The organism is Akkermansia sp. NBRC 115031, from assembly GCF_030268505.1.
Taxonomy (GTDB): domain Bacteria; phylum Verrucomicrobiota; class Verrucomicrobiia; order Verrucomicrobiales; family Akkermansiaceae; genus Akkermansia; species Akkermansia massiliensis.
On record NZ_BSQU01000008.1, the window covers coordinates 22,380 to 47,857 of the forward strand.

The 25,478-nt window shown below is 59.2% G+C and carries 23 protein-coding genes and 2 tRNA genes; 5 read left to right on the forward strand and 20 right to left on the reverse strand.

Features of this window, described 5'->3' with window-relative positions; genetic code table 11:
* Positions 1-21 precede the first annotated feature (21 nt).
* The 12 genes from rplJ to tig all read right to left on the reverse strand — a co-directional run bounded on the left by rplJ (position 22) and on the right by tig (position 8,924).
* Positions 22-525: a 50S ribosomal protein L10 gene (gene rplJ, locus QSJ36_RS10985; RefSeq protein ID WP_022396950.1), complete on the reverse strand. Its 504-nt coding sequence runs from the start codon at positions 523-525 to the stop codon at positions 22-24.
* Between the two features lie 21 nt (positions 526-546).
* On the reverse strand, positions 547-1,248 hold the full coding sequence (gene rplA / locus QSJ36_RS10990) for a 50S ribosomal protein L1 (RefSeq protein WP_022396949.1): 702 nt from the start codon (positions 1,246-1,248) through the stop codon (positions 547-549).
* Between the two features lie 50 nt (positions 1,249-1,298).
* Complete coding sequence (gene rplK / locus QSJ36_RS10995; protein ID WP_022396948.1) at positions 1,299-1,727, reverse strand: 50S ribosomal protein L11; 429 nt, start codon at positions 1,725-1,727, stop codon at positions 1,299-1,301.
* 63 nt (positions 1,728-1,790) lie between these two features.
* Positions 1,791-2,360 carry a transcription termination/antitermination protein NusG gene (gene nusG, locus QSJ36_RS11000; RefSeq protein ID WP_012420087.1) on the reverse strand — a complete coding sequence of 190 codons (570 nt, stop codon included), beginning with the start codon at positions 2,358-2,360 and terminating at the stop codon, positions 1,791-1,793.
* A gap of 27 nt (positions 2,361-2,387) precedes the next feature.
* The gene (locus QSJ36_RS11005; RefSeq protein ID WP_012420088.1) at positions 2,388-2,615 is read right to left on the reverse strand and encodes a preprotein translocase subunit SecE; all 228 of its coding nucleotides are present in this window, start codon (positions 2,613-2,615) and stop codon (positions 2,388-2,390) included.
* Between the two features lie 33 nt (positions 2,616-2,648).
* A tRNA-Trp gene (locus QSJ36_RS11010) sits at positions 2,649-2,724 on the reverse strand.
* A 93-nt stretch (positions 2,725-2,817) separates the two neighbouring features.
* Positions 2,818-4,002, reverse strand: coding sequence for an elongation factor Tu (gene tuf, locus QSJ36_RS11015; RefSeq protein ID WP_022396947.1), 1,185 nt, complete (start codon positions 4,000-4,002; stop codon positions 2,818-2,820).
* 44 nt (positions 4,003-4,046) lie between these two features.
* Positions 4,047-4,121: transfer RNA gene (locus tag QSJ36_RS11020), tRNA-Thr, on the reverse strand.
* Between the two features lie 205 nt (positions 4,122-4,326).
* Positions 4,327-5,409, reverse strand: a complete 1,083-nt coding sequence (tsaD, locus tag QSJ36_RS11025) for a tRNA (adenosine(37)-N6)-threonylcarbamoyltransferase complex transferase subunit TsaD (protein WP_285468666.1) — start codon at positions 5,407-5,409, stop codon at positions 4,327-4,329.
* A gap of 18 nt (positions 5,410-5,427) precedes the next feature.
* Positions 5,428-6,798 carry an ATP-dependent Clp protease ATP-binding subunit ClpX gene (clpX, locus tag QSJ36_RS11030; RefSeq protein ID WP_102721184.1) on the reverse strand — a complete coding sequence of 457 codons (1,371 nt, stop codon included), beginning with the start codon at positions 6,796-6,798 and terminating at the stop codon, positions 5,428-5,430.
* A 36-nt stretch (positions 6,799-6,834) separates the two neighbouring features.
* Positions 6,835-7,491: an ATP-dependent Clp protease proteolytic subunit gene (locus QSJ36_RS11035; protein WP_285468667.1), complete on the reverse strand. Its 657-nt coding sequence runs from the start codon at positions 7,489-7,491 to the stop codon at positions 6,835-6,837.
* Positions 7,492-7,613: 122 nt separating this feature from the next.
* Complete coding sequence (gene tig, locus QSJ36_RS11040; protein WP_102721186.1) at positions 7,614-8,924, reverse strand: trigger factor; 1,311 nt, start codon at positions 8,922-8,924, stop codon at positions 7,614-7,616.
* Positions 8,925-9,291: 367 nt separating this feature from the next.
* On the opposite strand from tig, the gene bamA reads away from it, so the two are divergent.
* The 5 genes from bamA to QSJ36_RS11065 all read left to right on the forward strand — a co-directional run bounded on the left by bamA (position 9,292) and on the right by QSJ36_RS11065 (position 14,684).
* On the forward strand, positions 9,292-11,610 hold the full coding sequence (gene bamA / locus QSJ36_RS11045; protein WP_285468668.1) for an outer membrane protein assembly factor BamA: 2,319 nt from the start codon (positions 9,292-9,294) through the stop codon (positions 11,608-11,610).
* Between the two features lie 33 nt (positions 11,611-11,643).
* Positions 11,644-12,396, forward strand: coding sequence for a hypothetical protein (locus tag QSJ36_RS11050; RefSeq protein ID WP_215442365.1), 753 nt, complete (start codon positions 11,644-11,646; stop codon positions 12,394-12,396).
* Between the two features lie 36 nt (positions 12,397-12,432).
* Positions 12,433-13,368 (forward strand): methylenetetrahydrofolate reductase [NAD(P)H], encoded by a 936-nt coding sequence (metF, locus tag QSJ36_RS11055; RefSeq protein ID WP_022396940.1) that lies wholly within the window; start codon positions 12,433-12,435, stop codon positions 13,366-13,368.
* A gap of 52 nt (positions 13,369-13,420) precedes the next feature.
* Positions 13,421-14,158: a tetratricopeptide repeat protein gene (locus QSJ36_RS11060; RefSeq protein WP_022396939.1), complete on the forward strand. Its 738-nt coding sequence runs from the start codon at positions 13,421-13,423 to the stop codon at positions 14,156-14,158.
* Positions 14,159-14,411: 253 nt separating this feature from the next.
* On the forward strand, positions 14,412-14,684 hold the full coding sequence (locus QSJ36_RS11065; protein ID WP_285468669.1) for a hypothetical protein: 273 nt from the start codon (positions 14,412-14,414) through the stop codon (positions 14,682-14,684).
* A 90-nt stretch (positions 14,685-14,774) separates the two neighbouring features.
* Here the strand turns inward: QSJ36_RS11065 and QSJ36_RS11070 are convergent, their stop codons facing one another.
* The 8 genes from QSJ36_RS11070 to QSJ36_RS11105 form a co-directional block, all read right to left on the reverse strand.
* Positions 14,775-15,401 carry a TetR/AcrR family transcriptional regulator gene (locus QSJ36_RS11070; RefSeq protein WP_022396937.1) on the reverse strand — a complete coding sequence of 209 codons (627 nt, stop codon included), beginning with the start codon at positions 15,399-15,401 and terminating at the stop codon, positions 14,775-14,777.
* Positions 15,402-15,533: 132 nt separating this feature from the next.
* Positions 15,534-18,692, reverse strand: a complete 3,159-nt coding sequence (locus QSJ36_RS11075) for an efflux RND transporter permease subunit (RefSeq protein ID WP_285468670.1) — start codon at positions 18,690-18,692, stop codon at positions 15,534-15,536.
* 48 nt (positions 18,693-18,740) lie between these two features.
* Positions 18,741-20,159, reverse strand: coding sequence for a hypothetical protein (locus tag QSJ36_RS11080; protein WP_285468671.1), 1,419 nt, complete (start codon positions 20,157-20,159; stop codon positions 18,741-18,743).
* Positions 20,160-20,182: 23 nt separating this feature from the next.
* Positions 20,183-21,472 carry a TolC family protein gene (locus tag QSJ36_RS11085; protein WP_285468672.1) on the reverse strand — a complete coding sequence of 430 codons (1,290 nt, stop codon included), beginning with the start codon at positions 21,470-21,472 and terminating at the stop codon, positions 20,183-20,185.
* 144 nt (positions 21,473-21,616) lie between these two features.
* Positions 21,617-22,045 (reverse strand): hypothetical protein, encoded by a 429-nt coding sequence (locus QSJ36_RS11090; RefSeq protein WP_022396928.1) that lies wholly within the window; start codon positions 22,043-22,045, stop codon positions 21,617-21,619.
* Positions 22,046-22,128: 83 nt separating this feature from the next.
* A complete protein-coding gene (locus QSJ36_RS11095; RefSeq protein WP_102726555.1) occupies positions 22,129-23,154 on the reverse strand; it encodes an ankyrin repeat domain-containing protein in 1,026 nt (341 codons plus the stop codon).
* A 12-nt stretch (positions 23,155-23,166) separates the two neighbouring features.
* Complete coding sequence (locus QSJ36_RS11100; RefSeq protein ID WP_102721197.1) at positions 23,167-24,648, reverse strand: MFS transporter; 1,482 nt, start codon at positions 24,646-24,648, stop codon at positions 23,167-23,169.
* 122 nt (positions 24,649-24,770) lie between these two features.
* Positions 24,771-25,415 (reverse strand): hypothetical protein, encoded by a 645-nt coding sequence (locus QSJ36_RS11105; protein ID WP_022396925.1) that lies wholly within the window; start codon positions 25,413-25,415, stop codon positions 24,771-24,773.
* Between the last annotated feature and the right edge of the window lie 63 nt (positions 25,416-25,478).

The window sequence follows — 25,478 nt, forward strand, 5'->3', positions numbered from 1 at the left end:
CGTCCGGTCAAGGGGTTAGTATTAGGCGGCGGGTTCTTCGCTGCCGCCGTTTTCTTTGTCCACATATGCCTGAAGAACTCGGGCAAGAGCGGAGCCGGCCGCGTTGATGGTGCCAAGGAGCTTGGCAAGCAGCTGGTCGCGGGGAGGCAGTTCACCGATGGCGCGGATGTCGTCCGCGGAGAGGATGGCTCCGTCCAGGATCGCCACCTTGTATTCGGCCTTCTTGGAGGCCTTCGCAAAGGTATTGATGGCCTTGGCGGCGGCGGCCACGTCGGACGCGCCGGTCACGAAGGCGGTCTGGCCGACGAGGTGTTCCCCGATGTCGGGAAGGCCTGCATCCGTCAGGGCCGTACGCATGAAGTTGTTCTTGGCTACGTGGCACTGGGCGCCGCAGGCGGCCAGGGCGGAACGCAGGTTGGTGAACTCAGGCACGGTGATCGAGGTGTAGTCCACGACGATCAGGAACGGGGAGGCGTTGACGCGGGCGGTCAGGTCGTCAATGATGATACGCTTGTCAGGATTCATGGTGTGCTAAATCGGTTCGGGTTACAGTTTGGCGATGGAAGCGGTGTCAACCGGCAGACCGGGGCACATGGCGCATGAAACGGTGACGGATTCGATGTAGGCGCCCTTGGCGGAAGCCGGGCGGGCCTTGACGACGGAATCAATCAGAGCAACGATGTTTTCAGTGATGCCTTCGTTGGAGAAGGACAGCTTGCCTACAGCGGCGGAGATGTTGGCGTTCTTGTCAACCTTGTAGTCAACGCGGCCGGCCTTCACTTCCTTCACGGCCTTGGCCGTATCATCCGTAACGGTGCCGGTTTTCGGGTTGGGCATCAGGCCGCGCGGACCCAGCACACGGGCAACCTTGCGAACCTCCGTCATGGCGTCGGGGGTGGCAATGGCCGTGTCAAAGTCGACGAATCCTTCCTGGACCTTCTTGATGAGGTCTTCAAAACCCACGAATTCGGCTCCGGCTTCCTGGGCGGCCTTGGCGGCATCACCCTGGGCGAAGACGAGGACGCGGACGTTCTTACCCGTGCCGTTGGGCAGGGAGACGCTGCCGCGGACCATCTGGTCGGATTTGCGGGGGTCCACGGTCAGGTGGAAGGAAACGGTGACAGTCGGGTCAAATTTCGGGGCCGGGAAAGATTTCATGGTTTCCACGGCTTCCGTGATGCTGTAGTTCTTGTTAGGGGTAACAAGCTTGGCTGCTTCTTGATATCGCTTGCTGCGTTTGGTAGACATGTGTGTATTTGGCAGTGCGTTCGGATTGGTTAATCCTCCTGCGGTGAGTGTTACATACCTTCAACTTCAATGCCCATCTGGCGGGCCTGGCCGGCAAGGATGCGGGCGGCGCGTTCGGGGTCTTTCGTGTTGAGGTCCGGGAGTTTGGTGTTGACGACTTCCATCAGCTTGGCCTTGGAAAGAGTGGCGACCTTCTTTTTGTTCGGTTCGCCGGAGCCGGAGGCGATGCCGGCGGCCTTCTTGAGAAGCAGGCTGCCCGGGGGCTGCTTGGTGATGAAAGAGAATGATTTGTCCTTGTAAACGGTGATGACGGTCGGCAGGAGGTCGCCGGCCTGCTTTTGCGTGGCGGCGTTGAACTCCTTGCAGAATGCCATGATGTTTACACCGGCCTGACCAAGTGCCGGACCCACGGGCGGGGAGGGGTTAGCGGCTCCGGCATTGATCTGGAGCTTGATGATTTTGGTTATTTCTTTTGCCATGGTTTTGCTTTGTTAGCGGAGAAAATGAACGGGAGAAGCTTGCTGCCTGCCGGCGAATGGGGCTCAGGCTTTTTCCACCTGCCAGTATTCCAGGTCCACCGGAGTGGCGCGGCCAAAGATGGAGACGCTGACGCGCAGTTTGCCTTTTTCAGGGTCGATTTCTTCGATGGTGCCTTCCTGGCTCTGGAACGGGCCTTCGCAGACGCGCACGGGATCGCCGACGGCGAATTCCACCTTGGGACGGGCGGCGACGGCTTCCGCATCCAGCAGGGGCAGAAGATCCTCCACCTCGCGCTTGCGCATGGGCAGGGGAGCGTTGCGGGAACCAGCGATGCTGATGACGCCGTCAATCTGCTGGATGAAGTACCAGAGGTCCTTGTTCAGGGTGCCGTCCGCTTCCAGCAGGTACATGTTGGCATAGACGTACCCGGGGAAGAGTTTGCTGTGGCGTTCCGTCTTTTTGCCGTTGCGCACTTCGGAGATGAGTTCCGTGGGGACTTCCACCCGGTAGATGAAGTCGGAAAGTTCGGCGTCCTTCGCCTTGCGGATAATGCGGTCACGAACGCTGTTTTCCTGTCCGGAGAGGACGTGAAGAACATACCATTGTTCGTGAGGCTCTGGGGTACTGGGCATGATCGGAGAAAGAAAGTGGGAGTAAAACTAGATTGCCAACTGGATGAGGTAGTTGACCACGCTGTGAAGGAAGATGTCGAACGATGCAACAAACGCGCCAAGGAAGACCATGGCAATCAGTACGACGAGAGTGGAACCCCAGAGTTCGCGGAATTTTTTAAAACCTTTCACCTTGGGATCGCTTTCCCAGGGCCAGGTGGTCTTCTTAAGTTCGCCCTTAACTTCGGCGATGAATTGAGAAATCTTGCGAAACATGCTTCAAGGTGGGGTGATGTATTTGGAAAGAAGTGGCAGGTCAGGAGGGACTCGAACCCCCAACTTTTGGTTTTGGAGACCAACGCTCTACCAATTGAACTACTGACCTGTTGGTGTCTCTTCTTTCGTGGGAAATGAGGGGGCCTGCGGGGAGGCCCCCTCATTAAACCTATGTAGATTCCTCTACAAGTTCCAGGGGAACTTAGTCAAGGATTTCGCTGATACGACCGGCACCCACGGTGCGGCCGCCTTCGCGGATAGCGAATCGCATGGCTTTTTCCATGGCGATCGGAGTGATGAGCTGGACTTCCAGGTTGACGTTGTCGCCGGGCATCACCATTTCCACGCCTTCGGGAAGAGTGCAGCAGCCGGTCACGTCCGTCGTGCGGAAGTAGAACTGCGGGCGGTAGTTGTTGAAGAACGGGGTGTGACGGCCGCCTTCTTCCTTGGTCAGGACGTAAACTTCAGCCTTGAAGTTCTTGTGGGGCTTCACGGTGCCGGGCTTGATGATCACCTGGCCGCGTTCGATGTCTTCCTTCTTCAGGCCGCGGAGGAGCAGGCCAACGTTGTCACCGGCCTGGCCTTCGTCAAGCAGCTTGCGGAACATTTCGATGTCCGTAACGGCGGTCTTCTGGGTGTCCTTGATGCCGATGATTTCGACTTCTTCCATCTTCTTGACGATGCCGCGTTCGATACGGCCGGTAGCCACGGTGCCGCGGCCGGAGATGGAGAACACGTCTTCCACGGGCATGAGGAAGGGCTGGTCCACGGGGCGTTCGGGCTGCGGGATGTAGGAGTCAACGGCAGCCATGAGTTCCATGATGGAGTCTTCAGCGGCGGCGTCGCCTTCCAGAGCCTTAACGGCGGAACCCTTGATGATGGGGGTGTCGTCGCCCGGGAATTCGTATTCGTTGAGAAGTTCGCGGATTTCCATTTCCACGAGTTCGATCAGGTCGGGGTCGTCAACCAAGTCGCACTTGTTCATGTAAACGACGATGGCGGGGACGCCCACCTGGCGGGCAAGGAGGATGTGTTCGCGGGTCTGCGGCATCGGGCCGTCGGAAGCGGCAACCACGAGGATGGCGCCGTCCATCTGGGCAGCGCCGGTGATCATGTTCTTCACATAGTCGGCGTGTCCGGGGCAGTCAACGTGGGCATAGTGACGGTTTTCCGTTTCGTATTCAACGTGGGCCGTGGAGATGGTAATGCCGCGTTCGCGTTCTTCGGGAGCGGCGTCGATCTGGTCATAGCCGCGTGCTTCGGCGAAACCCTTCTTAGCGAGCACTGAAGTAATGGCGGCGGTAAGGGAGGTTTTGCCGTGGTCAACGTGACCGATGGTGCCCACGTTCACGTGGGGCTTGTTGCGCTGGAATTGCTCTTTAGCCATAATGTTTTGTTTAGGTTTGGGCTGCTATGGGTCTAGCTTGAAGATGGAGCTTCTGGCGGGAATTGAACCCGCGACCTCATCCTTACCAAGGATGCGCTCTACCCCTGAGCTACAGAAGCATAGACTTCTTCCGCCTTTCGCTGCTCTTAGAGAGTTGTAAATCCGCCCAAACCTGCGGTTCTAGCGGATAAATAGCATCCTCCCGTGTTGCCTGACGAAAAGCGGACGCTATGTTACGTTTTTAAATATGGGATGTCAATGAAAACATGAACATTTTTTTATCATTATGCCGCAAATACGGGGTGTTCATGTGTAATATCTTTATCAGGAATGCGTTGAATATTTGGATCTGTTCAGATCCTCCGTCAATTTGAGATTGGGGTCAACGTCTTCATCCAGAGAGTGGAACAGTCCCCTGCGGGCTTTGAGGCAGGTGACATAGGCGATCATGGCGGCGTTGTCCGTCGTCAGGTCAAAGTCCGGCAGGACCAGTTCCACGTTTTCACGGTCGCAGGCGGCTTTCAGGCGGGAGCGCAGTTCCCCGTTGCAGGAGACGCCGCCGGAAACGGAAAGGGTGCGGTGGCCGGAAACGCGCAGGGCATGCAGCGCCTTGTGAATCAGTACGTCCGTCACGGCACGCTGGAAGGAGGCGCAGAGATCGCGCAGGGTCTGTTCCGGCAGGTCGTGAGGGTCGCCGCTTGCCGCCAGCCTGGGGAGGGTGTAGAGAACGGCCGTTTTCAGGCCGGAGAAGGAGACATTGGCCGTGTGCTCCTTCATCAGGGCGCGGGGGAAGGAGAAGGCCTGCGGGTCGCCGTGCGCTGCCATGCGGTCGATTTCCGGGCCGCCGGGGTAGGGGAGGCCGAGCATTTTTCCCACCTTGTCAAAGGCTTCCCCTGCGGCGTCGTCCAGGGAACGGCCCAGGAGGCGGTAGTCCCCCACGCCGCGCACATCCACAAAGAGGGTGTGGCCGCCGGAGACGACCATGCCCAGATGGGGAACGGGGCCTCCGGGACGTTTAAGGAAGGGGGAGAGCAAATGGCCTTCCAGATGGTTGACGGAGACGAAGGGCTTTCCCGTCGCCAGCGCCAGCGCCTTGGCCGTGCTGTTGCCCACCAGCAGGGCGGCTACCAGGCCGGGGCCGCCCGTGGCGCCGAAGACATCGATGTCCGCCGGGGTCACGCCGGCTTCACGGCACGCGGCCCGGATGACTCCGGGAAGGTCCGCCGAGTGGTTGCGGGAGGCCAGCTCCGGCACCACGCCGCCGTGCCGGCGGTGGATGGCGATCTGGGAGGAGATGATGGAGGAGAGTATTTCCGGCGCTTTTCCCTCCCCGGCGGAACGCAGGATGGCGACCGCCGTTTCATCACAGGAGGATTCTATTCCCAGAACGGTGAGGGATTCCGGCATGGCGGAGAAGCGGGGGAGTTAGGAGGCCTGGCGGATTTGCGCCGGTTTTTTGTCGGTAACCGTTTCCCTGGTGATGGTGACGGAGTCCGCGTCTTCCATGCTGGGCACCTTGTACATGACGTCCAGCATGAGGGTTTCAAAGATGGAACGCAGGGCGCGGGCTCCCGTGCCGCGTTCCATGGCTTCCGCGGCCATGGCTTTCAGGGCGTCCGGCTGCACATCCAGCCTGGCGCCGTACATGGCGAGCAGTTTGGAGTATTGCTTGACCAGGGCATTTTTAGGTTCCGTGAGCAGGCGGACGAGCTGGCCTTCATCCAGCTTGGAGAGCGGGCAGAAGATGGGCAGGCGTCCTACGAGCTCCGGAATCATGCCGAAGGAGAAGAGGTCTTCCGGCATCGCCTGGGCCAGGACTTCCTCTTCCGAGTATTCCTTGCGGTCGCGCTGTTCCGTGATGGCTCCGAACCCCATCTGGGTGGCGCCGAGGCGTTTGCGGATGATGTCTTCCAGTCCGACGAAGGCCCCGCCCACGATGAAGAGGATTTTTTCCGTGTTGACGCGGATGTATTCCTGCTGCGGGTGTTTGCGGCCCCCGGTGGGCGGAACGTTGCAGATGGTGCCTTCAATGATTTTCAGCAGGGCCTGCTGCACGCCTTCCCCGGAGACGTCCCGCGTGACGGAGACGTTCTGGGTCTTGCGGCCGATCTTGTCGATTTCATCCACATAGATGATGCCCTGTTCCGCCTTGGCTACGTCAAAGTTCGCGGCCTGGAGAAGGCGCAGGATGATGTTTTCCACGTCTTCCCCCACGTAGCCGGCTTCCGTCAGCGTGGTGGCGTCCACAATGCAGAAGGGGACGTTGAGCATTTTCGCCAGCGTTTTCGCCAGCAGGGTTTTTCCGGAGCCGGTAGGGCCGGCCAGCAGGATGTTGGATTTTTCAATTTCCACGTCGTCCAGGGATTCGTCCTCCAGCATCACGGCGCTCTGGCGCAGGCGCATGTAGTGGTTGTACACGGCTACGGAGAGCACTTTTTTGGCGTAATCCTGGCCAATGACGTACTGGTTGAGCGTGGCGCACATTTCTTCCGGCGTGGGCAGCGGTCCTTCGTAGGAGGCCGGGGCGCCCGGCGTTTCCTTGAGCATATCCGCGGCAGCGGCCTTGCGGGCCTCCGCCTGGCACATGGCATAGGCGGAGGGCTCCATGCTCAGAATGCCGCGGATGAAGCGGGTCGCCAGCGGAAGGCCGGTATCCTTCACAATCATGTTGACGCAAATTTCAACGCAATTGTTGCAGATATAGAAGTCTTCCGCTATCTGGATGAGCTTGTCCACCTTGTTCCCGGGCTTGCCGCAGCAGGAACAGGCAGGAATATGAGGGTTGGAACCGGACATGGTTTTTCAGGGAGAGAGAAATGGGGGAGGCAGGGGTCAGGCCTTGGCCTTTTTCTTGTCGTCCTGTCCGTCGGAATGATGCGTCAGCACCTTGTCCACCAGGCCGTAGGCCGCGGCTTCCTCAGCGGTCATGTAGTTGTCGCGGTCGGCGTCCTTTTCAATCTGCTTTTCCGTTTTGCCGGTGTGCTTGGCCAGAATGCCGTTGAGGCGCTTCTTGAGGTTGAACATGAAGCCGATGGTGCGTTCCACGTCGGAGGCGGTGCCCTGGGCGCCGCCGGAAACCTGGTGGATCATCACATGGGAGTTCGGCAGGCAGAAGCGCTTGCCGGGCGTGCCCGCCGCCAGAAGGACGGACCCCATGGAGGCGGCGATGCCCAGGCAGTACGTGTTCACGTCACAGGAGACGAACTGCATCGTGTCGTAAATCGCCAGGCCCGCGGTGACGGAGCCGCCGGGGGAGTTGATATACACGTGGATGTCTTTTTTCGGGTCGGCCATCTGGAGGAACAGAAGCTGGGCAATCACGGAGTTCGCCACATCGTCGTCAATGGCGGAACCGATGAAGATGACGCGGTCCTTCAGGAGGCGGGAGTAAATGTCAAAGGCTCGTTCGCCGCGGCCGTCCTGCTCCACCACCATGGGGACGTAGTAGGCGTTCATGGGGCCTGATTTGGAAGATTGGTCTTGAAACATGTTTGTTGAAGATGGGATGTTGTTTTATTTAATGTATGCTACCCGTCTGCAGGATGCAAAACGGGGGAGTCGGGCATGTGCGCGCCAACTCCCCCTGGTAAGGTGTCTTGTGCAGAGGAGGGTTATTGCTCGTCTACCGTTACTTTGGCCTCTTTTGTCAGGAAGTCCAGAACCTTGGCTGTCAGCAGGCTCATTCTGATGCCATGCACGCGGCCTTCGCGCTGAAGTTCGCGGATGTAGGACTTGAGGTTCTTTTTCTGCTGGCGGGCCTGGCGGGCCACTTCATTGTAGAGTTCCATTTCCGTGACGGCGATTTTTTCCACCTGGGCCACTTCCTGGAGCATGAAGAAGACCTTGAGGTTGCGCTTGGCTTCCTTTCTGGCTTCTTCGCGGGCTTCCTCCACAAACTTGTCCATGTCCGCCGGGGCGTTCCCGCTGTACATGGCCTGCTGCATCTTCTGCTGGAGGATGCCGTACACTTCGCGTTCCACGACGGCTTCCGGCAGGTTGAAGTCAAGCATGTCCGCCAGCTTTTCCGTGATCTGGTCGGCCTTGGCTTCGTCAATCTGCATGGTCTTGCGCTGGGCCAGGTTTTCCTTCAGGGCGGTTTTCAGTTCTTCCAGGTTCTTGCCGGGAAGCACCTTTTCCGCAAAGGCGTCATCCATGGCCGGGAGCTGCTTTTCACGCACTTCCTTCACGGTGGTGTGGAACACGAGTTCCTTGCCGCGCAGTTCCGCCATCGGGAAGGTATCCGGAATGGTGACGGTGATATCCTTGCTGTCGCCGGCCTTCAAGCCTTCCAGGGCGGAGGCGAAGCCGGGCAGGAACTGGTCTTCCTCCACCTTCATCCACTGGCCGTCGCGGCCTTCCAGGAAGCCTACGGGCTTGCCCGCGGCTTCCGCTACGGGCTTGCCGTCCAGGGTGGTCTTGAAATCAATGATCGCCACGTCATCCTTCTTCGCGGCGCGGTCCACGGGGGTAAATTCCGCAATCTGTTCGGCCAGGGAGTTCAGGGCTTCCTCCACGTCCGCTTCCGTCACTTCGGAGGAGGGGACCTTGACTTCGATGCCCTTGTATTCCGGCAGTTCGAATTCGGGAACCACGGTCATCGCGCTGGTGGCGGTGTAATTTCCCTGGTCGTCGAGGGATTGTTCCGGCTTGCCGAAGTTGAGCACTTTCAATTTGGGATTTTCTTCCAGAGCGGCGGAGCAGGCCGTTTCAAAAAGAGTGTCCAGCAGTTCTTCTTCAATTTCCTTCTTGAAACGTTTTTCAATGATGGACTTGGGCGTTTTGCCGGGGCGGAAGCCGGGCAGCTTGGCTTTGCCGGCGTAGGAATCCACAATAGAGGCGCGGCGCGCGGCCGTGGTTTCTGCGGGGATGGAAGCTTTCAGCGTGGCTGTGCAGTCCGGTTGAATATCAACGTTGATTTCCATAAATAATACGGTCAGTGTTAATTGAAAGTGGTTCTGTCTCGGCTCCGGTATGGCGGCAGCGGTCAAAACACGAGCGGCAATAAATGTAATGAGCGGGTATCTGGAGTGCAAGCTATTGCACGGGAATGACACAATTGCCTTTCTCAGGCGCACATGCGCGCGCAACGTAAGAAATGCAGGGCAACTGCGTTCTACGCGGAATCACGTCTTGACTATGCGGACGGAAAAGTCCTTTATATCCCAAGCATTAAGTTCAGCTCTCATGATTCGTCCCGTTTTTTTGTGTGTTTCCTTTCCCCTGATAGCATGTTCGGCTGCTTTGGCCCAGGATAAGACTTCCCTTAACAGAGGCGGCTACGGTTCCGTAATGACCCCGGAACAGGTGGTGCGGGAACTCGGTCCGGAAACGGGGCTTCTGCCCGGTGACCAGGCGTATGAGGGGCGTCCCGTGAAAAGCGTCTCCGTGCGTTATAGAAGCACCGGCAAGACCGTGTCCGAAGACCGCCTGAAAAACCTGCTGGCTACCCAGCCGGGCACCAATTATTCCCCGGAAGTGGTGAACAAGGACTTGGAACGGCTGCTGGAAAGCGGCCTGGTAGGCGGCAATACGACGGTGGCTGTGGAACCTTCCGGCGACGGCGTGACCGTGGTGTTTGAAATGGCGGCCCAGAACCTGCTGGGCGGCGTGGGCTTCCGCGGCAACACCGCGTTCGACAACCGGGACCTTTCCGAGGAATGCGGCTTGAAGGGAGGGGAAGCCCTCAGCGACAAGGCCCTCAGCAGCGCCATCTCCAAGCTGCGCACCTATTATCAGGAAGCCCGGTATCCGGATGTGCGCGTTTCCTATTTTTACCAGAAGACGGAGCGCCCCGGCTTTGTGGACGTGGTCTTTGACATCAATGAAGGCAAGAAGGCCAATATCATCAACATCGATTTTGTAGGCAACGACCACATCAGCGCCAAGGACCTCCGCCAGGTGATGAAGACCAAGGAGAAGGGCTGGCTGACCTGGATTACCAAGTCCGGCCGCATTGACCGCGAGCAATTGGAGGACGATCTGGCGGAACTGGTGACTTATTACCGCAACAAGGGCTACCTGCGCGTCAAGCTGGACAAGGTGGAATATTTTGACGCCGGCAACGGCAACGAGCAGAAGCTGACGATGAGGATCACGCTTACCGAAGGGCGGCGCTACAAGGTCAACCAGGTCGCCTTCGGCCCCACCAAGGTGTTTACGGCCCAGGAGCTGATTCCCGGCTTGAGCATGTACAACGGGGATACCTATTCCGCCCAGAAGGTGGCCGACGACGTGACGATGATTCGCCGTTATTACGGCTCCCGCGGGTATGCGGACGCCGCCGTGCGCCCGGACATCCAGGAAGTGGGCATTGATCCCAGGACCGGCTACGGGCAGATCAACATCGTTTACCATGTGACGGAAGGCAGCCCCTACCGCGTAGGCAACATCCGCCTGACCGGGAACAACCGCACCAAGGATTACGTCATCCGCCAGGAACTACCCCTCCAGTCCAACGACCCCATGAACTCCGTGGACCTGGATACCGCCCAGAAGCGTCTCCAGAACCTGAACTATTTTGACATGGTGGACGTGGCCCAGGTGGGTTCCACGCGGCCCGGCTACCGTGACATCAACATTGAAGTGGCGGAAAAACGCACCGGTTCCCTGAACATTGGCGTGGCGTTCTCCTCCATTGAAAGCGTGTACCTGTTCGCGGGCATCACCCAGTCCAACTTCGACATGTATGACTGGTCCTCCTTCGTGGGCGGCGGCCAACGCTTCGCCATCAATACCCGCGTGGGTTTTGAAACGCAGGATGCCAGCATCTCCTGGGTGGACCCGTGGTTCCTGCACCGCAAGCTGGCCTTCGGCACGGAAATCTTCTACAGCAATTCCACGTACTTCTCCGACTATTACGACCAGCAGAACTACGGCTTTGCCGTTTCCCTGCGCAAGCCGATCGGGGAACTGGATTACGTGAAGCTGGAATACCGCCTGGAACAGTACCAGATTGACGCCAAGGGTAACGCCCCCATCTTCTTCTGGCTGCAGGACGGCGATTACCTGCGCAGCCACGTGGAACTTTCCTACACCATTGATACCCGTGACGCGCAAATCTTCCCCCGCAAGGGCGGCAAGTTTGAAGTGCTGGCCGGTTATTCCGGCCTGGGCGGCGATGTGAAGACTTACAACTTCGGCATCAACGGCTCTTATTACTGGAACTTGCGCGGAGACACCATTTTCAGCATCAATGCCGGTGCGGCCACCGTGGATTCCTACGGCGACCATGACGTACCCATTTTTGAACGCCTCTACCTCGGCGGCCCGTACAACATGCGCGGCTTCCGCTTCCGGGACGTGGCTCCGTACAATCCGGCTTTGAGCGGTGATGAAACGATGGGCGGTCGTTCCTCCTTCTTCTGCCAGTTTGAATATTCCATTCCGGTGATTGAAGAAGTGCGCGTCGCCGTGTTCTACGACATCGGCTTCGTCAACGGGGACGCCTTTGACTTCAGCGCATCCAAGATCGTTTCCGACTACGGGATCGGCCTGCGCCTGAACCTGCCCATCGGTCCTCTGGCGGTGGACTATGCCATTCCGATTCAGAAGAACAACGCCATCGACCGCGGAGGACAATTCCAGTTCTATCTCAACTATTCCTACTAATTTTATTCAATAATCCCTCTACCATTTGACGACATGAGCAATTTCCGCATCCTTATTCTGGTGTTCCTGGTGGTGGTGCTGGCCGTTCTGGGAATGATCTATGTGAACATTTCCTCAAGGATGGATGTGATTCAACAGCAGCAGATAGCCCCCGTGCCCGCTCCGGTAGCCGTCAATCCCTCTCCTTACCTTCCCATGCCCACGCAGACGCCCGGCACCGCCGTTCAGCCGGTAGTCGTGGCGGATCCGGTGGTGAGCGAGGAGCTGGCCCATGCCACGGCCGAGCTGGAACGGATGAAGAAGGAGAATGAAGATTTGAAGAAGCGCCACGCCATGGCGGAGGAGGAACGCGCCCTGCTGGAACGCCGGAGCATTGAAAAGGGAGACCCCCGCCTGCAATGGCTCAATGAGATCAAGGACGCCGAACAGGTGGGACGCGTGACGGAATACTACCGTGACGCCAATCTTGTCCTGTTCCAGTCCATCGGCCAGCCTGACCTGAAAGTGGGGCAGGAACTGGGCATCCGCAGGCGCGGAAGCATCTTTGTCTCCCTGATTATCGACGGAGTTGACCCGGACGGGAAGGTGTTCCAGTCCTACGTGAAGCGCAACACGCTTTTTGACAACAATGACAAGGAGCCCATCAAGCCGGGGGATGAAGTGATTGTCCCGCCCGCAAGCTGGCAGGAAAACATGATGGGAGAAGGCGAGCCCGGCGCGGCCCCGTCTGCCGCTCCCGCTCCTGCGGCGGCTCCCCAGCCGGTGATGATTCCCATGGAGCCGTAATGCGGGTCCGGATAGAGCCAAGCCAATAAAGAAAAAGTGCATCTGAGAGAAAGATTGCAGTCGGGCGCAGGCCCCAGTCTGTCCTTTGAATTTTTCCCGCCCAAGAACGAGCAGGCTGCGGCGGCCCTGTACCAGACCATCCGTGAACTGGAACCGTACCATCCCAGTTTTGTCAGCGTGACGTACGGCGCGGGCGGCTCCACCCGTGAGCTTACCCGGGAGGTGGTGCTGCGCATCCAGCATGAATCCCGCATTCCCACGGTGCCCCACCTTACTTGCGTAGGCCATAGCCGGGAGGAAGTATGGAGCATTCTGGACCAGTACGCCCAGGCAGGGGTGCGGGCCGTTCTGGCCCTGCGGGGAGATCCCCCGCGCGGCACGGAAAATTACAACCGTGATGCGGATGCCTTCCGCCATGCGGCGGAACTGGTGGCTTTTATTCGTGAATATAACGAATCCGGACGCCATCCGGACCCGGACGGGTTCGCCATAGGCGTGGCCGGCTTCCCTGAAGGCCATCCGTCCACGCCCAACCGCCTGCGCGAGATGGATTTTCTGAAAGCGAAGGTGGATGCCGGCGCGGATTATATCTGCACCCAGTTGTTTTTTGACAACCATTCTTTTCTGGATTACCGGGAACGCTGCCTGCTGGCCGGCATCAAGGTGCCCATTCTGGCCGGAATCATGCCCGTAACCAGCCTATCCGGCATGAACCGCATGGCGGAACTTTCCGGGGGCACGTGTTTTCCGGCCCGGCTGCTCAAGGCGCTGAAACGCGCCGGCTCCAATCCGGACGCCGTTCAGGAGGTAGGCATCCAGTACGCCTCCAGCCAATGTGCGGAGCTGCTGGATTCCGGCGTGGACGGCATTCATTTTTATACGCTCAACCAGAGCCGCGCCACGCGGCAGATCTACAGGAACCTGGGCCTGAAGGATTCCCTCCAGCTTCTGGAACATGGCGAAGATAAGTAAAAAGCTGATTGATTTGACCGGGACAACACGATAGAAACCTCTTCAACATATTATGGATATCAAGGATATTAAACGGGCCATGGACAACATGCCGATGGGCGACGGAAGCGCGTTTGCGGAAATCTCCGTCGGTCCGGCCAAGCATGAACAGTTTTTGGATGAACACTACGGAAAGGTTGCGCTGGTCGTGTTGCTGTGCGTTCTCGGAGCCGCCGGATGGATCATTTACAACGGCATGCAGGATTCCATGGAAAGAAAGGCAGGCGCCGCGCTGGTGGCCGCCATGCCGGAATCCCCCGCCACCGGGGAAATCTCCCTGAATGAACAGGGGCTTCAGCAGGTGGTGGCGGATTTTGACGATTCCCGCGCCGCCGTCACCGCCACCTATCTTCAGGCGGTCGCTCTGTGGAACGCCGGCAAGGAGGATGAAGGCGTAGCCAGGATGAAAGCTTTTATTGATTCCGCTCCCACGGAGGAATGGAAGGCGCAGGCTTCCGTTACCCTGGCATGCCGCCTGATGAACCGTGGGAAGGCGGATGAGGCGGATGGCCTGTTCCGTTCCGTGGTGGACGCGGGGGATCCCACTTTTTCCGGTTTTGCCACCATGTGCCTGGGGGACATTGCCCGGGCGAAGAAGGACAATGCCGCCGCGGGAGCCTTTTACCGTGAATTGGCGGAAAAGTTCCCGTCCAGCGCGTTTGTCCTCCAGCGCGGAGGCTACCTGCTGCGCAAGAGCCTGTTTGATATTCAGAGCCCCGTCCGCATCGAACCCGCTGCGGAGCAGAAATAATCCGGGCGGACTTTTCCGGAGCTTTCCGGAAGATGAACGCTTTCTACATCCGCATGTCTGTTCTTTTGCAGGCATGCGGATTTTCGTGTCCAGGAGCGCCGGAACAGGGCGTTCCAAAGGATCCGCTGGGCATAACAGGCGTCATGATTCCGGGAATTCCTCTCCGGGCTGTGACATGCTTAAACAAATCATGCGGGCACGCCGCGCTTACTGGATGCAAGCCGGGTTGCCGGCATTACCAATATTTCACACCATGAACAAGCATATCAAATCCCTCTGGCTCCTTCCCCTGGCCGGGCTGTCTCTTTCCCTGATGCCGTCCTGCACGACGGACAGTTACGGAAACAGCGCCGTGACGCCTGGCGGGGCCGCCGCCATCGGCGTGGGCGCGCTGGCCGCCGGGGCTGCCATCGGCGCGGCGGTCCAGCATGACCGCGACAAGGACAGGTATCGCAATGACTGGCATCACCACAATCCTCCGCCTCCGCCGCCCCGTCCGCCCCACCGCCCCCATTGGAGGCGGTAAGGGAAAGCCCATGGCCCGCAAATCCTGCGGCGCTCCAGCTTTGCAGGAAGAGCGCGGCGCAACGTGGTATTTCCGGAGTCCGGTGGGTTCTCAGGACTGGCGGATGCCGCGGAGCGCCCAGGTCATGCGCTGCCTGGCGCTTTCCGGGTCATTGAGGATGGAGCCCAGCAGATCCAGCACGGGCCGCACGGCATTCGGGTCGTGCACCTGGAGTTGTCCGGAAAGGATAAAAGGAGCCCCGCCACAGCAGACGAGGTAGATGAGGATGTTCATGGGGTCTCCCTGGAGCACGGAACCTTCCTCCTGGGCTTCCCGTATGGTTTCCAGCAGGACGAGGGGGTGGCGCGTATGGATTCCTGAAATGAAGCGGATGGCCGCCCGTTCTCCCGCCAGGGCGTCCAGCACCAGCTGGGCAATGAACTGGCCGTGGCGCAGCAGGAACTCCATGACGTCTTCCAGGATGGCTTCCAGTTTTTCAAAGGCCGGAAGATGAATGTTGGCGTGGGTTCTGACGCCGGTGAACAACGGTTCGTACCAGCGTTCCAGCAGTTCGTTCAGAAAAGCTTCCCGGTTGCCGAAGTGATAGACAAAGCTCCCCGTATTGGTGCCGGCGCGCAGGGACAGGCCGCGGATGGTGAGAGCGCGGAGCCCGGATTCCCCGACGATCATGGCTCCCGTATTGAGCAGGTGCTCTCTGGTGGATTTCCGTTTGGGCATGACGGTGAAGCTTAAGCACCCATGTGTGCTCCTTATCGGCCCGGAAGGCAAGGACTTGTTACGTCTGTCATTGTAAAAGGCGGAACCGGGGCCTCGTCCTTCCCCGGTTCCGCCGCTGGAATCCCGAATGGATCAGGAGGTTGCTTCCAATTCTTTCCGGCGGGAGGAAATCCAGCGGGAGAAGAGTTTGGCTGTGGCCGGAATGATGAGCAGGTTCAGGATGGTGGCTGAAACCAGTCCGCCGAACTGGACGATGGCCAGCGGCCCGAGCAGTTCGCCCCCGGGCTTGTCAATGGCCCAGATCAGGGGGAGCAAGCCGAGCACCGTTGTAAGGGAGGTCATGATGATGGGAACCACGCGTTCCAGCGAACCTTCCCGGATGGCTTCCGCCGGGTTCATGCCCTTGTGTTCCAGCGCCCGGTACCTGTTGAGCAGGATCAGGCCGCTGCGGATGGCGAAGCCGATGACGGTAACGAACCCCACGATGGAAGCCACGGAGAGGATGGGCGGAATGTACGCGGCGCCGAACAGGGAGGACAGCGTGCCGGGGGAGGCCAGGAAGACGGCCACAATGCCGCCCACCAGGCACAGCGGAATGTTCACCAGCGTCAGCATGGCGCGCCGGACGCTCCCCAGCGCGGAGGAGAGAAGCAGAACGATGAGCACCATCACGATGGCGCCCAGCACGTAAAGCCGCTGGGAAGCGGATTCCCGCGCCTTGATGGTGCCGTCATAATCCACCGTGCAGCCCATGGCGTTCATCACCGGGTCCAATTGCTCCCGGCAGGCTTTCGCCAGGTCCCCCAGGTTGGAATTGGGGGAGGGGTTGCAGGAGATCATGGCCTTCCGCATGGTGTTGTCCCTCAGGATGAGGTTGGAGACCTCCTCCCGGTACACCTGCGCCACGTCGGCCAGGCGCACGGTCTTTTTATTGGGGGAAATGAGTTCCAGGTTCTTGATGTCTTCAATGGACGTCTTCAGCCTGGGATCAATGCGCAGGACAATGTTCCAGTGGTCCTGGTTCTTGATCACTTCCCCCAGCTTCTGGCCGTTCATGGCCGTGGAAACCTGTTCCGCGGCGTTCGCCATGGTCAGGCCGTGGGAGGCCAGGGCTTCCTGGTTATACTGCACGCGGATGGTATCCACCATGATTTCCCGGTTGGCGCGCGCGTCCGCCACCTCCGGCATCTTTGCCAGAATCTCCTTGGCCTTCTGGGCCGCCAGGCGGAGCTGAGGCAGCTCCGTGCCGTAAATATTGATGGCGATTTCCGAGTTGGAGCCGGACAGGGCGGAACTGATGCGGTGCGCCAGCGGATAGCCGATCATGGAGCTGGTGCCGGGAATATCGTCAATGCACTTCTTGATGGCGGCGCGCAGTTCCTTCTGGTCCTTCTCCAGGTCTACGCGCACGAGCAGTTCGGAGGCGCTGACGGGTTCCGCGTGTTCGTCGTTTTCCGCGCGTCCCGTGCGCTGGGTGACGCTGAGAACGCCCGGAATGCGTTCAATGTCCTTCATCACCGTTCGGGAGATGCGCTCCGTTTCATCCAGGGAAGTGCCCGGCACCGTGCTGACGAAGACCGTGTAGCAGTCCTCGTTGAACGGCGGCAGGAAGCTGGTTCCGAAGGTGGACCCCAGCCACAGGGCCAGCAGCGTGATGGCCGCCATGATGGCGCAGACCGTCTTGGAGAAGCGCAGGCAGAATTCAAGAATGGGCGCATAAATGCGCTTGATGAGGCGGGAACTGAAGGAGTCCCCGCTTTCCAGCGTGGCGGCGTTTTTGCTCTTCTTGAACCACATGTAGCAGAGCACCGGGGTAATGGTGACGGCTACGATGAGGGAGGAGAGCAGGGCCAGCATGTAGGAGATGCCCAGGGGGCGGAAGAACTGGCCTTCCAGCCCGGACAGGAAGAGGACCGGCGTGAACACCAGCAGGATGATGACGGAGGAGAAGGAGATGGAACCCACGATTTCCCCCTTGGCCTCCATCAGCACCTCATACTTGCTCTTGCGCCTGTCCTCCGGCAGGGCGGCGTTCCGGTTCAGGTGCCGCCAGGCTATTTCCACGAAAATGATGGCGTTGTCCACCACGTCCCCCACGGCTACGGCCAGGCCGCCCAGGGTCATGATGTTGATGGCCAGCCCGAAGACGGGGAACATCATCATCCCGAACAGGACGGACAGGGGCATGGAAATCAGCGTGATGATGGCCGTGCGCAGGTTCAGCAGCGTCAGGAAGATGACGATCATGACCACTGCTCCCGCAATGAGCAGGGTCTCCGTGCCGTTGTCCAGGGACATTTCAATGAAATCCGCCTGGCGGTAGGCGGTCGTATGCAGTTTCATGCCCTTGGGAAGCTGACTCTGGCTGAACTCCTTGACGGCTGCGTCCACAGCCTGCGTCAGGGCCAGCGTATTGGCTCCCGGCACCTTCTGCACAGAAAGCACCACGGCGTCTTCCCCCATGAACCCGGCGTCGCCCCGTCGCGGCGCGCCGTCTATCTTGACCTCCGCTACGTCCTGAAGCCGGAGAATGCCGGAGGCGTGGTCCGGAACCAGGGCGCGGTTCAGCTGTTCAATATTGGCGGTGCGGGTATCCTGCTGAATGGGGAGCTCCTGCCCGGCCACGTCCTCCAGGTACCCGGCGGGCACGGAAGACTGGGATTCCTCAATGGCCGTTTTCAGGCTGGAAAGGTCCACCCCTGCCAGCTTGAGCTTGTTGGGATCGTAAACCACCTGGTATTCCGGCAGGCGGCCGCCCAGCACCGTGACCTGTCCCACGCCGGGGATGGCCAGCAGGCGCGTGCGCAGCTTGTATTCCGCCAATTGCCGCATGTCCAGCGTGGAGGTGTCCTTGTCCCCCGTCAGGGCGATCAGCATGATTTCCCCCGTTACGGAGACGATGGGCGCCAGCTCCGGGGACGTGCCTTCCGGCAGGGACTCCCGGACCGCGCCCAGGCGTTCCGTCACGATTTGGCGCGCCTGGTAGATATCCTTGTCCCAGTCAAAGTCCACCCATACGAAGGAGAGGCCGCTGCCGGAGGAGGAGCGCACGCCCTTGACCCCGGCGGTGCCGTTCATGGCGGACTCAATGGGAATGGTGATATACTGCTCCACTTCCTCCGCGGTAAGGCCAGGGGCTTCCGTCTGGATGGTGACGCGCGGAACCTTCAGTTCCGGAAACACGTCCACGGGAATATTTTTCACCACGAAAATGCTGATGACCGCCAGCGCGAGCGTCAGCAGAATCACGGTAATCCTGTTATTCAGGCAGAATGAAATTAGAAAGTTCATCGAATTCCTGTTTCTATTAACCGTTCTCTAATCACGTTGAGCTGAAAATCAATGTTCCCCTTCGTGGAACTGGCCGTCCGCATGGAAATGCCCGGCCGCCTTCTTGCTCCCGGCGTCTCCCGTGGGCAGGATGTATTTCAATTCATAGCCGCCTTTGGTCACGATGGTTTGTCCCGGCGTCAACCCCTTGACGGGCGTTTTTCCCTGCCGTGCGGGCAGCGTTTCCACCTTCTTCATGACGAAGGTATCGTCCGCCGCCTTGATGAAGACCACGTCGTTCACCCCCACCTTGACGACGGCGCTGTTGGGAACGGGAATAAATCCGTCCGTGGCGGCGTCATGGGAATACAGGTCCAGCCGGGCAAGCTGTCCGGCATGCGTCCCTTCCGGCATGCGGTCCGGAACGAAGTACAGGGCACGGGACTGCGTGGCGGGGTCCACCTGGTCCGCCACCCGCAGGGTGCCGTCCAGCACTTCCGTATTTTTTCCGCTGGTCAGGGCCAGCTGGGCCTTCGCATAATGGACGGGGTCAGCCCCGTAAATGGTGGTGGCGAATTCCAGTTCCCCCTTGTTGGTCATGACGAGGGCGGGCGCGCCCTGTTCCCCCCAGGAACCCTGGGTCATGTTCACGGACTGGACGGAGCCGTCCGCCGCGGCGTACACGTAAAGGAGGTTGTTTTTCAAAGCTCCGGAATCCGTCACCAGCTTCAGTTTATTATTGCTGGCATCCAGGGCGGCGCGGAGGCTGTAGATTTCTGCCTCCTTGAATTGAATGGAAGTATTCAGCTCACTGTTCCGGGTGCCGATTTTTTCCAGTTGGGCCCGGCGTTCCTTGAGGGTATTGAGTTCCGCCGCGGCGCGGTCAAGGGCAGCCTGCGCCTGGGAGGCGTTTCCTTCCATCTCCACGATGTCCGGTGAGGCCAGCGTGTACAGCAGTTCCCCCTTGCGTACCTGCTGGGCGGACTTTACGTTGAAGGTGACGCGCCCGGCGGCGGGAAGGGCGTACGTCGTTACCGCATGGGGAGGAATAACCATCTGGCCGTGAAGGGTTTTTTCCGCGCCGTGAGTGGCTTCCGTCACCTTTTCAAAGCGCATGTCCAGGGAATGGCGCGCCTTTTCATCCACATGCACGGGAATCATGTCCCCCGGCTGGCCGGAACCTTTCTCCGCGGCCTCTTCATGTTCGTGGTCGCCCGTGCAGGCTTCCCCCTCTGCATGCTGGTGGCCCTCAGGCTCGTGGTCGCCTGTGCAGACGGAGCCGTCCGCGTGCTTGTGTTCCTCATGGGCGTGGCCCTCGGCGCAGGTTTCCCCTTCCTTGTGCTGGTGGTCTTCATGGCCGTGGTCCGCCGTGCAGGCGGTGCCGTCCTCGTGTTTGTGTTCCGTAGGTGCCGGCTGCTCTCCGCGTGCGGGATTGAGGCTGAAAACGGGAGCCAGGCCCAGGATAATGGAAAAATAGAGACGTTTCATGTTCGTTAAAATGATGAAGATTTTTATTTGGATTGAAGGTTGGCGTGGGTGAGGTAGCGCAGCTGGGCCTGAATGGCCAGCAGCTTGTCCAGATTGTCCAGGAAAGCCAGACGGCTTTCATAAAGCTGGTGGCGGTTTTCCGCCAGCTCCAGCAGGGAGGCTTCCCCGATGCCGTGCAGTTTCTCCATGGTCCGGACGGAGGAGGCGAAGGACTCCATGCGCTGAAGCTCCGTCCGGCAGTGGCGGAGCACCATCTGCTGGCTGGCGTCAAGCTGTCGGGCGTTGAACAACTCCGTTTTCCAAAGCTGGATGGTTTCCTGCCTGGACAGGTTCCGTGTGCCGCGCGCTTCCGCAATGGCCTTGCGGTTGCGGTTCCAGAGGGGGAGATTGAACCCTATTTCTCCGCCCACTTCCTTTTCCCCGTCGTCACGGGTGAAGGAGGGCCCGAGCTCCAGTTCCGGGTACTGCCGGCGGATCTCCGTCTTGAACAGGGTTTCCGTGGTGGCGTAGGTTGCCAGTTGGGCCTTGATTTTCGGGGCGGAGGCCAGGGCGGCGGGGCCGGGGGCCGGAACGGCGGCGGGCAGTTGGAAGCCCTGTCCCGTCAGGAAGCCGAGCTTCCGTGCCGCGGAGGGATGCAGCCCCATCAGCCTGACCAGCTCCATCTTCTGCTCCAGTTCCGTTTCCGTCACGGTCTGGAGTTCCCGGATGGCGTCGTTAATGCGCTGGGAAGCTACCTGGCGGGAGGAAAATTCCACTTCCCCTGCGCCAATGAGTTTTTCAATCACGCCGTTTTCCTGCCGCACCGCATCCAGGCGTTCCCGGATGACGGCCTTGCGGCGCTGGGTAACGGCCAGCTTGCTCCAGGCCTGGTCCAGGGAACTGAGAAAATCCAGTTCCGCCTGGCGGAGGGTCCAGAAGTCCGCCTCCTTGTACTGTTCCGCCACCTTTTTTTCCAGGGCGGGAAGACCCGTCACGGGAATGGTGAAGCCCAGGCTGCCGGACATGTTGAGCGTATTTTCCTGGAGGACTTGTTCAATATCCCAGGAAAAGGACGGATCGTTCCACCAGCCCGATTGTTTGGCTGCTTCATTGCTGGAAGCCAGTTTCAGGCGTGCCTTGTTCAGATCCGGATTCATGACCAGGCCGATCTGGCGTGCCTGGTTCCGGGTAACGGAGATGTGTGTGTCCACGCGGGATGCCTCTTTCCAGGAGGCTTCCTCCGCGTTCAGGTCGATGGGCGCGCTGTGATAGACGCTGCATGAGCTGAGGAAGGCGGTCAGGCCTAGCCCAGCGAAAAATGGTATGGATTTCATGATGAAAAAGAGAATAGAAATAGTTCGGTCCAATCAGGTTTGGACAATGCGGCAAATAATTCCGCGGAAACAAATAAGGCCGGACGCAATCAGCAAGCAGCGTTCAGCCGGAAACGTCCTTGGGACGTTTCCGAAAAAGGGCCGTTAAATCAGCAGGGGAAGTTGAAAGCCTTCATGTATCGGGCCGTCGTCCCTGAAGGGGTCAGGGGGGGCGGGTATTGCGGAATCCGATGTTTGGCTTGTTAAAAGAAGAGACTGTGCCAGATGATGGAAATCCGGGAAGGTCTGCCAGATAATGCAGGGCTGGGGAAGCGGCGCATGAAGAACGGGCAGCGTCAGGTCGTCAATCTCCAGACGCTGGTGTTCGCAGAGGTGCCCGGCCAGCGGGCTGGAAGTGCTGCTGCCGGGACCGTGGTCCCCACGGCATCCGCAGGGTGCGGCATCGTGATGGCAGGAGCAGGAAAAGAGGAAGACCTCCTGATGGCAGGGGCATACGGAAACCATGCCCGTTCCGCCTACAATGACCAGCAGAAGGGTGAGCAGCATGATGCCGTTGCGCAATGCTCTAACCATGGTATGCCGCGAATCCTAGAAAGGAGCCGTGAAAGCGTCAAGAGCAAAGTGACGGATGCCGGAACCTTGAAGAAACCGGGCTGTTATTTCCCAGCCGCTTTACGGAGCAGGTCCACGGTGTGTTCAAAGGCTACGCCGCGCACGTCAATGATCTGGGAGTTTTCCGCTACGGCCCCGGTGATTTCCTCCTTGAATTTTCCGGCCTGTTCCTCCGTGAACAGGTTTTTGGAGATCAGGGAGCGCGTAATGAGCTGGAGAACGTACTCCGTTTCCACAAAGGACTGGCGGCCTACCGCCTTTTTCATGGCTTCCATGAATTCGGGGGCGTGTTCAGGCGAGAGGGCCGCAACGGCTTTTTCATAAGCCTGTGCAAAGGTGTTCACCGGGGCCTTGGAAACTTCCGTCTTGGTCAGGTCAAAGCTGGATTGGTAGGCCAGGGCCCCTTCCTCCGCCAGTTGAAGGGCGTTCTTGCCGAATTTGTTGACGGCATTCATGTCGGCCCCTTTTTCCAGCAGCAGGGCCGCCACCTGGAAGTTGCCGCGCATGGCCGCCAGCATCAGCGGCGTAAAGCCGTTGCCCTCCCGGTTGTTGATGTCCGCCTTCTTTTCAATCAGCATGTCGGACAGGCGGTCCAGGCCGCTCCAGGAAGCCCAGTGCAGGGCGGTCCATCCGTCCTTGTCCTTCTGGTCGATTTCCACGCGGGGGTCTTCCAGCAGGCGTCCCAGGTAGGGGGCACGCTTGGCTTCCAGCTTCAGCGTGGTTTCAATATTGTTGTAGTTGGCGTAGCACACCCACATGACGGGCGTTCTGCCGTGGGGGTCCGTCATGTTGACGAAGGCTTTTCCTTCCTTCGCCGCCAGTTGTTCCCCTTCTTCCAAGGTTTGGTCGAACTCCTTCATTCCCTTGATCCTGGCTTCCTGTTCCTCCTGTTCAGAGGAGGCATTGACTTCCTTGGCCTCCGCTTTTTTCATCACGGTGATAAGGTCCAGGGCCGGATTGGGGTCTCCGGAGAAGGATTTGGAAACCACCAGGCTGATCCCGCCCAGAATGGAACTGAAAGCCACCAGGATGAGGGAGTCCACAATGATGTTGCGCGTGTGCTGGTTCATCGTCTTGAGAGGTTAGGAGTTGGCTTCCGTGAGTTCTTCCGCCGTAACGGCGGGGTCCATTTCCGTTTCAATGGCCGCAATGGGCGGGGAGTCCGCATCTTCCTCCGGATGGTCGGAGGTGATGGTCTTGCGGGTCATGATGATGGCGATGGGGCTGATGACGGCCATGGCCAGGTAAATGGTCCACATGAATTCGGGTGAATCCCAGAAGCCGATGTGCCCGGTATCCATCTTGGCGCAGATGCCGTCGTAGCAGAGGTAGGCGACCAGCAGGCCGCCGATGATGCCGTTGATGGGCTTGGCAATGAACATGGGCAATGCCGCCAGGGACATGTAGGAGGCCACCTTGTCCTTGGGGGCCACACGGGCCACATATTCCGAGAAACGGGGGGAGAACAGCAGTTCCCCGAACGCGAACACCAGAATCTGCGTCACAATGGCTACCAGATACGCCTGGGAGCGCGTTTCAATGCCGGGCACCACATAGTACCATTCAATGGGAATGGCCATGAAGACAAGGGAGAAAGCGGAAATGGACATGCCCACGATCATGAGGCTGACAGTGGAGAAGCGTCCCAGCACCGGAATGAGCAGGATGAGGCCGGAGACGATGATGGCCGGGTTGATGGCATTGATGGAGCCGATGGCAAAGTCATCATACAGGGTGCGCACGTAGTATTTGGGCATGACCAGGAATTGCAGCGTGAAGACGATGCGCACGCCCATGGTCAGCACCAGGAAGAGGATGAGCTTGCGGAAGGCGGATTCCTTCCACACTTCCCGGAAAAGCTGCAGGGGCCGGCGGAGGGGCGCTTTCAGGTTGGCCTCCTTTTCACTGGGTTCCGCGTAGTTGTTTTCGTCAATGAAGCGGGTGGTGATGCAGCCCAGCAGCACCATCAGCGTGCCGAAGTTGATGATCCAGTAGCCGCCGTCCACAGCGCCGAAGTGCTTGCGGAAGAATTCAATCAGGAATACGTTCGCGATCACGGCGGCGATGTTCATCAGCAGATAATAAATATTGAACCCCGTGGCGCGCGCATTCAGCGGGGCGAAGCGCCGGATGGAGGTCTGGATGACGGGGGACATGAACGCCGTGCCGAAGGACATGATCAGAATCCCTGTCATGACCACCAGCCTCCCGGAGTCCACGGTTGGGCTCAGATCCGGCCCGAATCCCATGATGAGACGCCCGGCGATGAGGATGATGAAGCCGATCAGGTACGTGCGCCGTATGCCGATGATGTCGCAGATGGAACCCACCGCAAAGACGAAGGCGGAGATGAACAGGGTATACAGCCCCACCCACAGGGCCGCGTCCGCATCGTTGAAACTGCAGTAATCCGTCAGGTAGAGGACAAAAACCGTAATCAGGGAGAAGTAGGCCATGCCGTCGAAGAACTGTACGACGTTGGTGAGCCAGAAATCTTTGGATACGGTTTTTAGGATTTTGAACTCGGAAAAGTACTTGATGATAGGGTTGGCGGACTCGTTCATGCAGAAGAGAGTAAATTTTGACGACGGTGGAAGAGTGGGTTACCCGCACCCCCGTTTCAAGTTTTTTTCTCTCAAAAGCCGGATTAACCGGAAAAATGCGCGCCTCCGTCACGGCGCATCCCCTATCTGGGAAGAATGCGCCGGAAGCCCGCCACATTGCACCATGACAATGCTTTCAGGCATTGTTCCACGGCCATGGCGTCTGAGGGCAGCAGGGGCCACAATCCGGCTTCCTTCAGCCCGGATTTGGCTATTTCCGCCGCCTTCCATTCACGGAACTGGGTGGGAAGGGCGGAGAAGGTGAAGAAGGCCCAGCAGGCCAGCCCGATAGCCAGCGCAATCTGGAACTTCAACAGCCCGGTGGCCAGCATCCCCAGCAGGATGAGGGCTGTGAAGAAGGGAATCATCATGGCGCGGGCTGCGGCGGTTTTGCGGGCTTTGGCCGCAGCAGGGTCTTCCCGGACCAGGCTGCTCATGGCCCAGGTGTGGGCCACGCAGGCCAGGCGTCCCGCAGTCACCTTGCCCTCCCAGGCGGGGGGAAGGCTGATGAGCCCGTTTTCATCCACGCCGGGAAAACGGGCCTCCGCCAGTTTCCGCTGGCGTTTTTCCGCGCCGTCCAGGCGGTGAATCAGCCCCGCCGGACCCGGAAATCCCGGCAATTCCCGCGATTCGTAGGTACGCAGCGGAATGACGCCCTTGGTGAAGCGCAACGCGGCAATGACGCCGAGCACGACCACGGAAAGGAAAATCACTACTGCGAATAGCATAGACCGCTTTTTCTCATACAGCCGCCTGTCCGTCAATCTCCCCGGATGGCATGACCCGCGCTC

Coding starts and splice junctions, on each gene's coding strand:
- QSJ36_RS11105 (WP_022396925.1), bottom strand. CDS start 25,415: ATGCTATTCGCAGTAGTGATTTTCCTTTCCGTGGTCGTGCTCGGCGTC.
- QSJ36_RS11090 (WP_022396928.1), bottom strand. CDS start 22,045: ATGGTTAGAGCATTGCGCAACGGCATCATGCTGCTCACCCTTCTGCTG.
- QSJ36_RS11060 (WP_022396939.1), top strand. CDS start 13,421: ATGGATATCAAGGATATTAAACGGGCCATGGACAACATGCCGATGGGC.
- bamA (WP_285468668.1), top strand. CDS start 9,292: ATGACCCCGGAACAGGTGGTGCGGGAACTCGGTCCGGAAACGGGGCTT.
- QSJ36_RS11095 (WP_102726555.1), bottom strand. CDS start 23,154: ATGAACCAGCACACGCGCAACATCATTGTGGACTCCCTCATCCTGGTG.
- tig (WP_102721186.1), bottom strand. CDS start 8,924: ATGGAAATCAACGTTGATATTCAACCGGACTGCACAGCCACGCTGAAA.
- rplA (WP_022396949.1), bottom strand. CDS start 1,248: ATGTCTACCAAACGCAGCAAGCGATATCAAGAAGCAGCCAAGCTTGTT.
- tuf (WP_022396947.1), bottom strand. CDS start 4,002: ATGGCTAAAGAGCAATTCCAGCGCAACAAGCCCCACGTGAACGTGGGC.
- clpX (WP_102721184.1), bottom strand. CDS start 6,798: ATGTCCGGTTCCAACCCTCATATTCCTGCCTGTTCCTGCTGCGGCAAG.
- tsaD (WP_285468666.1), bottom strand. CDS start 5,409: ATGCCGGAATCCCTCACCGTTCTGGGAATAGAATCCTCCTGTGATGAA.
- QSJ36_RS11035 (WP_285468667.1), bottom strand. CDS start 7,491: ATGTTTCAAGACCAATCTTCCAAATCAGGCCCCATGAACGCCTACTAC.
- QSJ36_RS11005 (WP_012420088.1), bottom strand. CDS start 2,615: ATGTTTCGCAAGATTTCTCAATTCATCGCCGAAGTTAAGGGCGAACTT.
- QSJ36_RS11070 (WP_022396937.1), bottom strand. CDS start 15,401: ATGCCCAAACGGAAATCCACCAGAGAGCACCTGCTCAATACGGGAGCC.
- rplK (WP_022396948.1), bottom strand. CDS start 1,727: ATGGCAAAAGAAATAACCAAAATCATCAAGCTCCAGATCAATGCCGGA.
- QSJ36_RS11075 (WP_285468670.1), bottom strand. CDS start 18,692: ATGAACTTTCTAATTTCATTCTGCCTGAATAACAGGATTACCGTGATT.
- nusG (WP_012420087.1), bottom strand. CDS start 2,360: ATGCCCAGTACCCCAGAGCCTCACGAACAATGGTATGTTCTTCACGTC.
- QSJ36_RS11050 (WP_215442365.1), top strand. CDS start 11,644: ATGAGCAATTTCCGCATCCTTATTCTGGTGTTCCTGGTGGTGGTGCTG.
- rplJ (WP_022396950.1), bottom strand. CDS start 525: ATGAATCCTGACAAGCGTATCATCATTGACGACCTGACCGCCCGCGTC.
- QSJ36_RS11080 (WP_285468671.1), bottom strand. CDS start 20,159: ATGAAACGTCTCTATTTTTCCATTATCCTGGGCCTGGCTCCCGTTTTC.
- QSJ36_RS11100 (WP_102721197.1), bottom strand. CDS start 24,648: ATGAACGAGTCCGCCAACCCTATCATCAAGTACTTTTCCGAGTTCAAA.
- QSJ36_RS11065 (WP_285468669.1), top strand. CDS start 14,412: ATGAACAAGCATATCAAATCCCTCTGGCTCCTTCCCCTGGCCGGGCTG.
- QSJ36_RS11085 (WP_285468672.1), bottom strand. CDS start 21,472: ATGAAATCCATACCATTTTTCGCTGGGCTAGGCCTGACCGCCTTCCTC.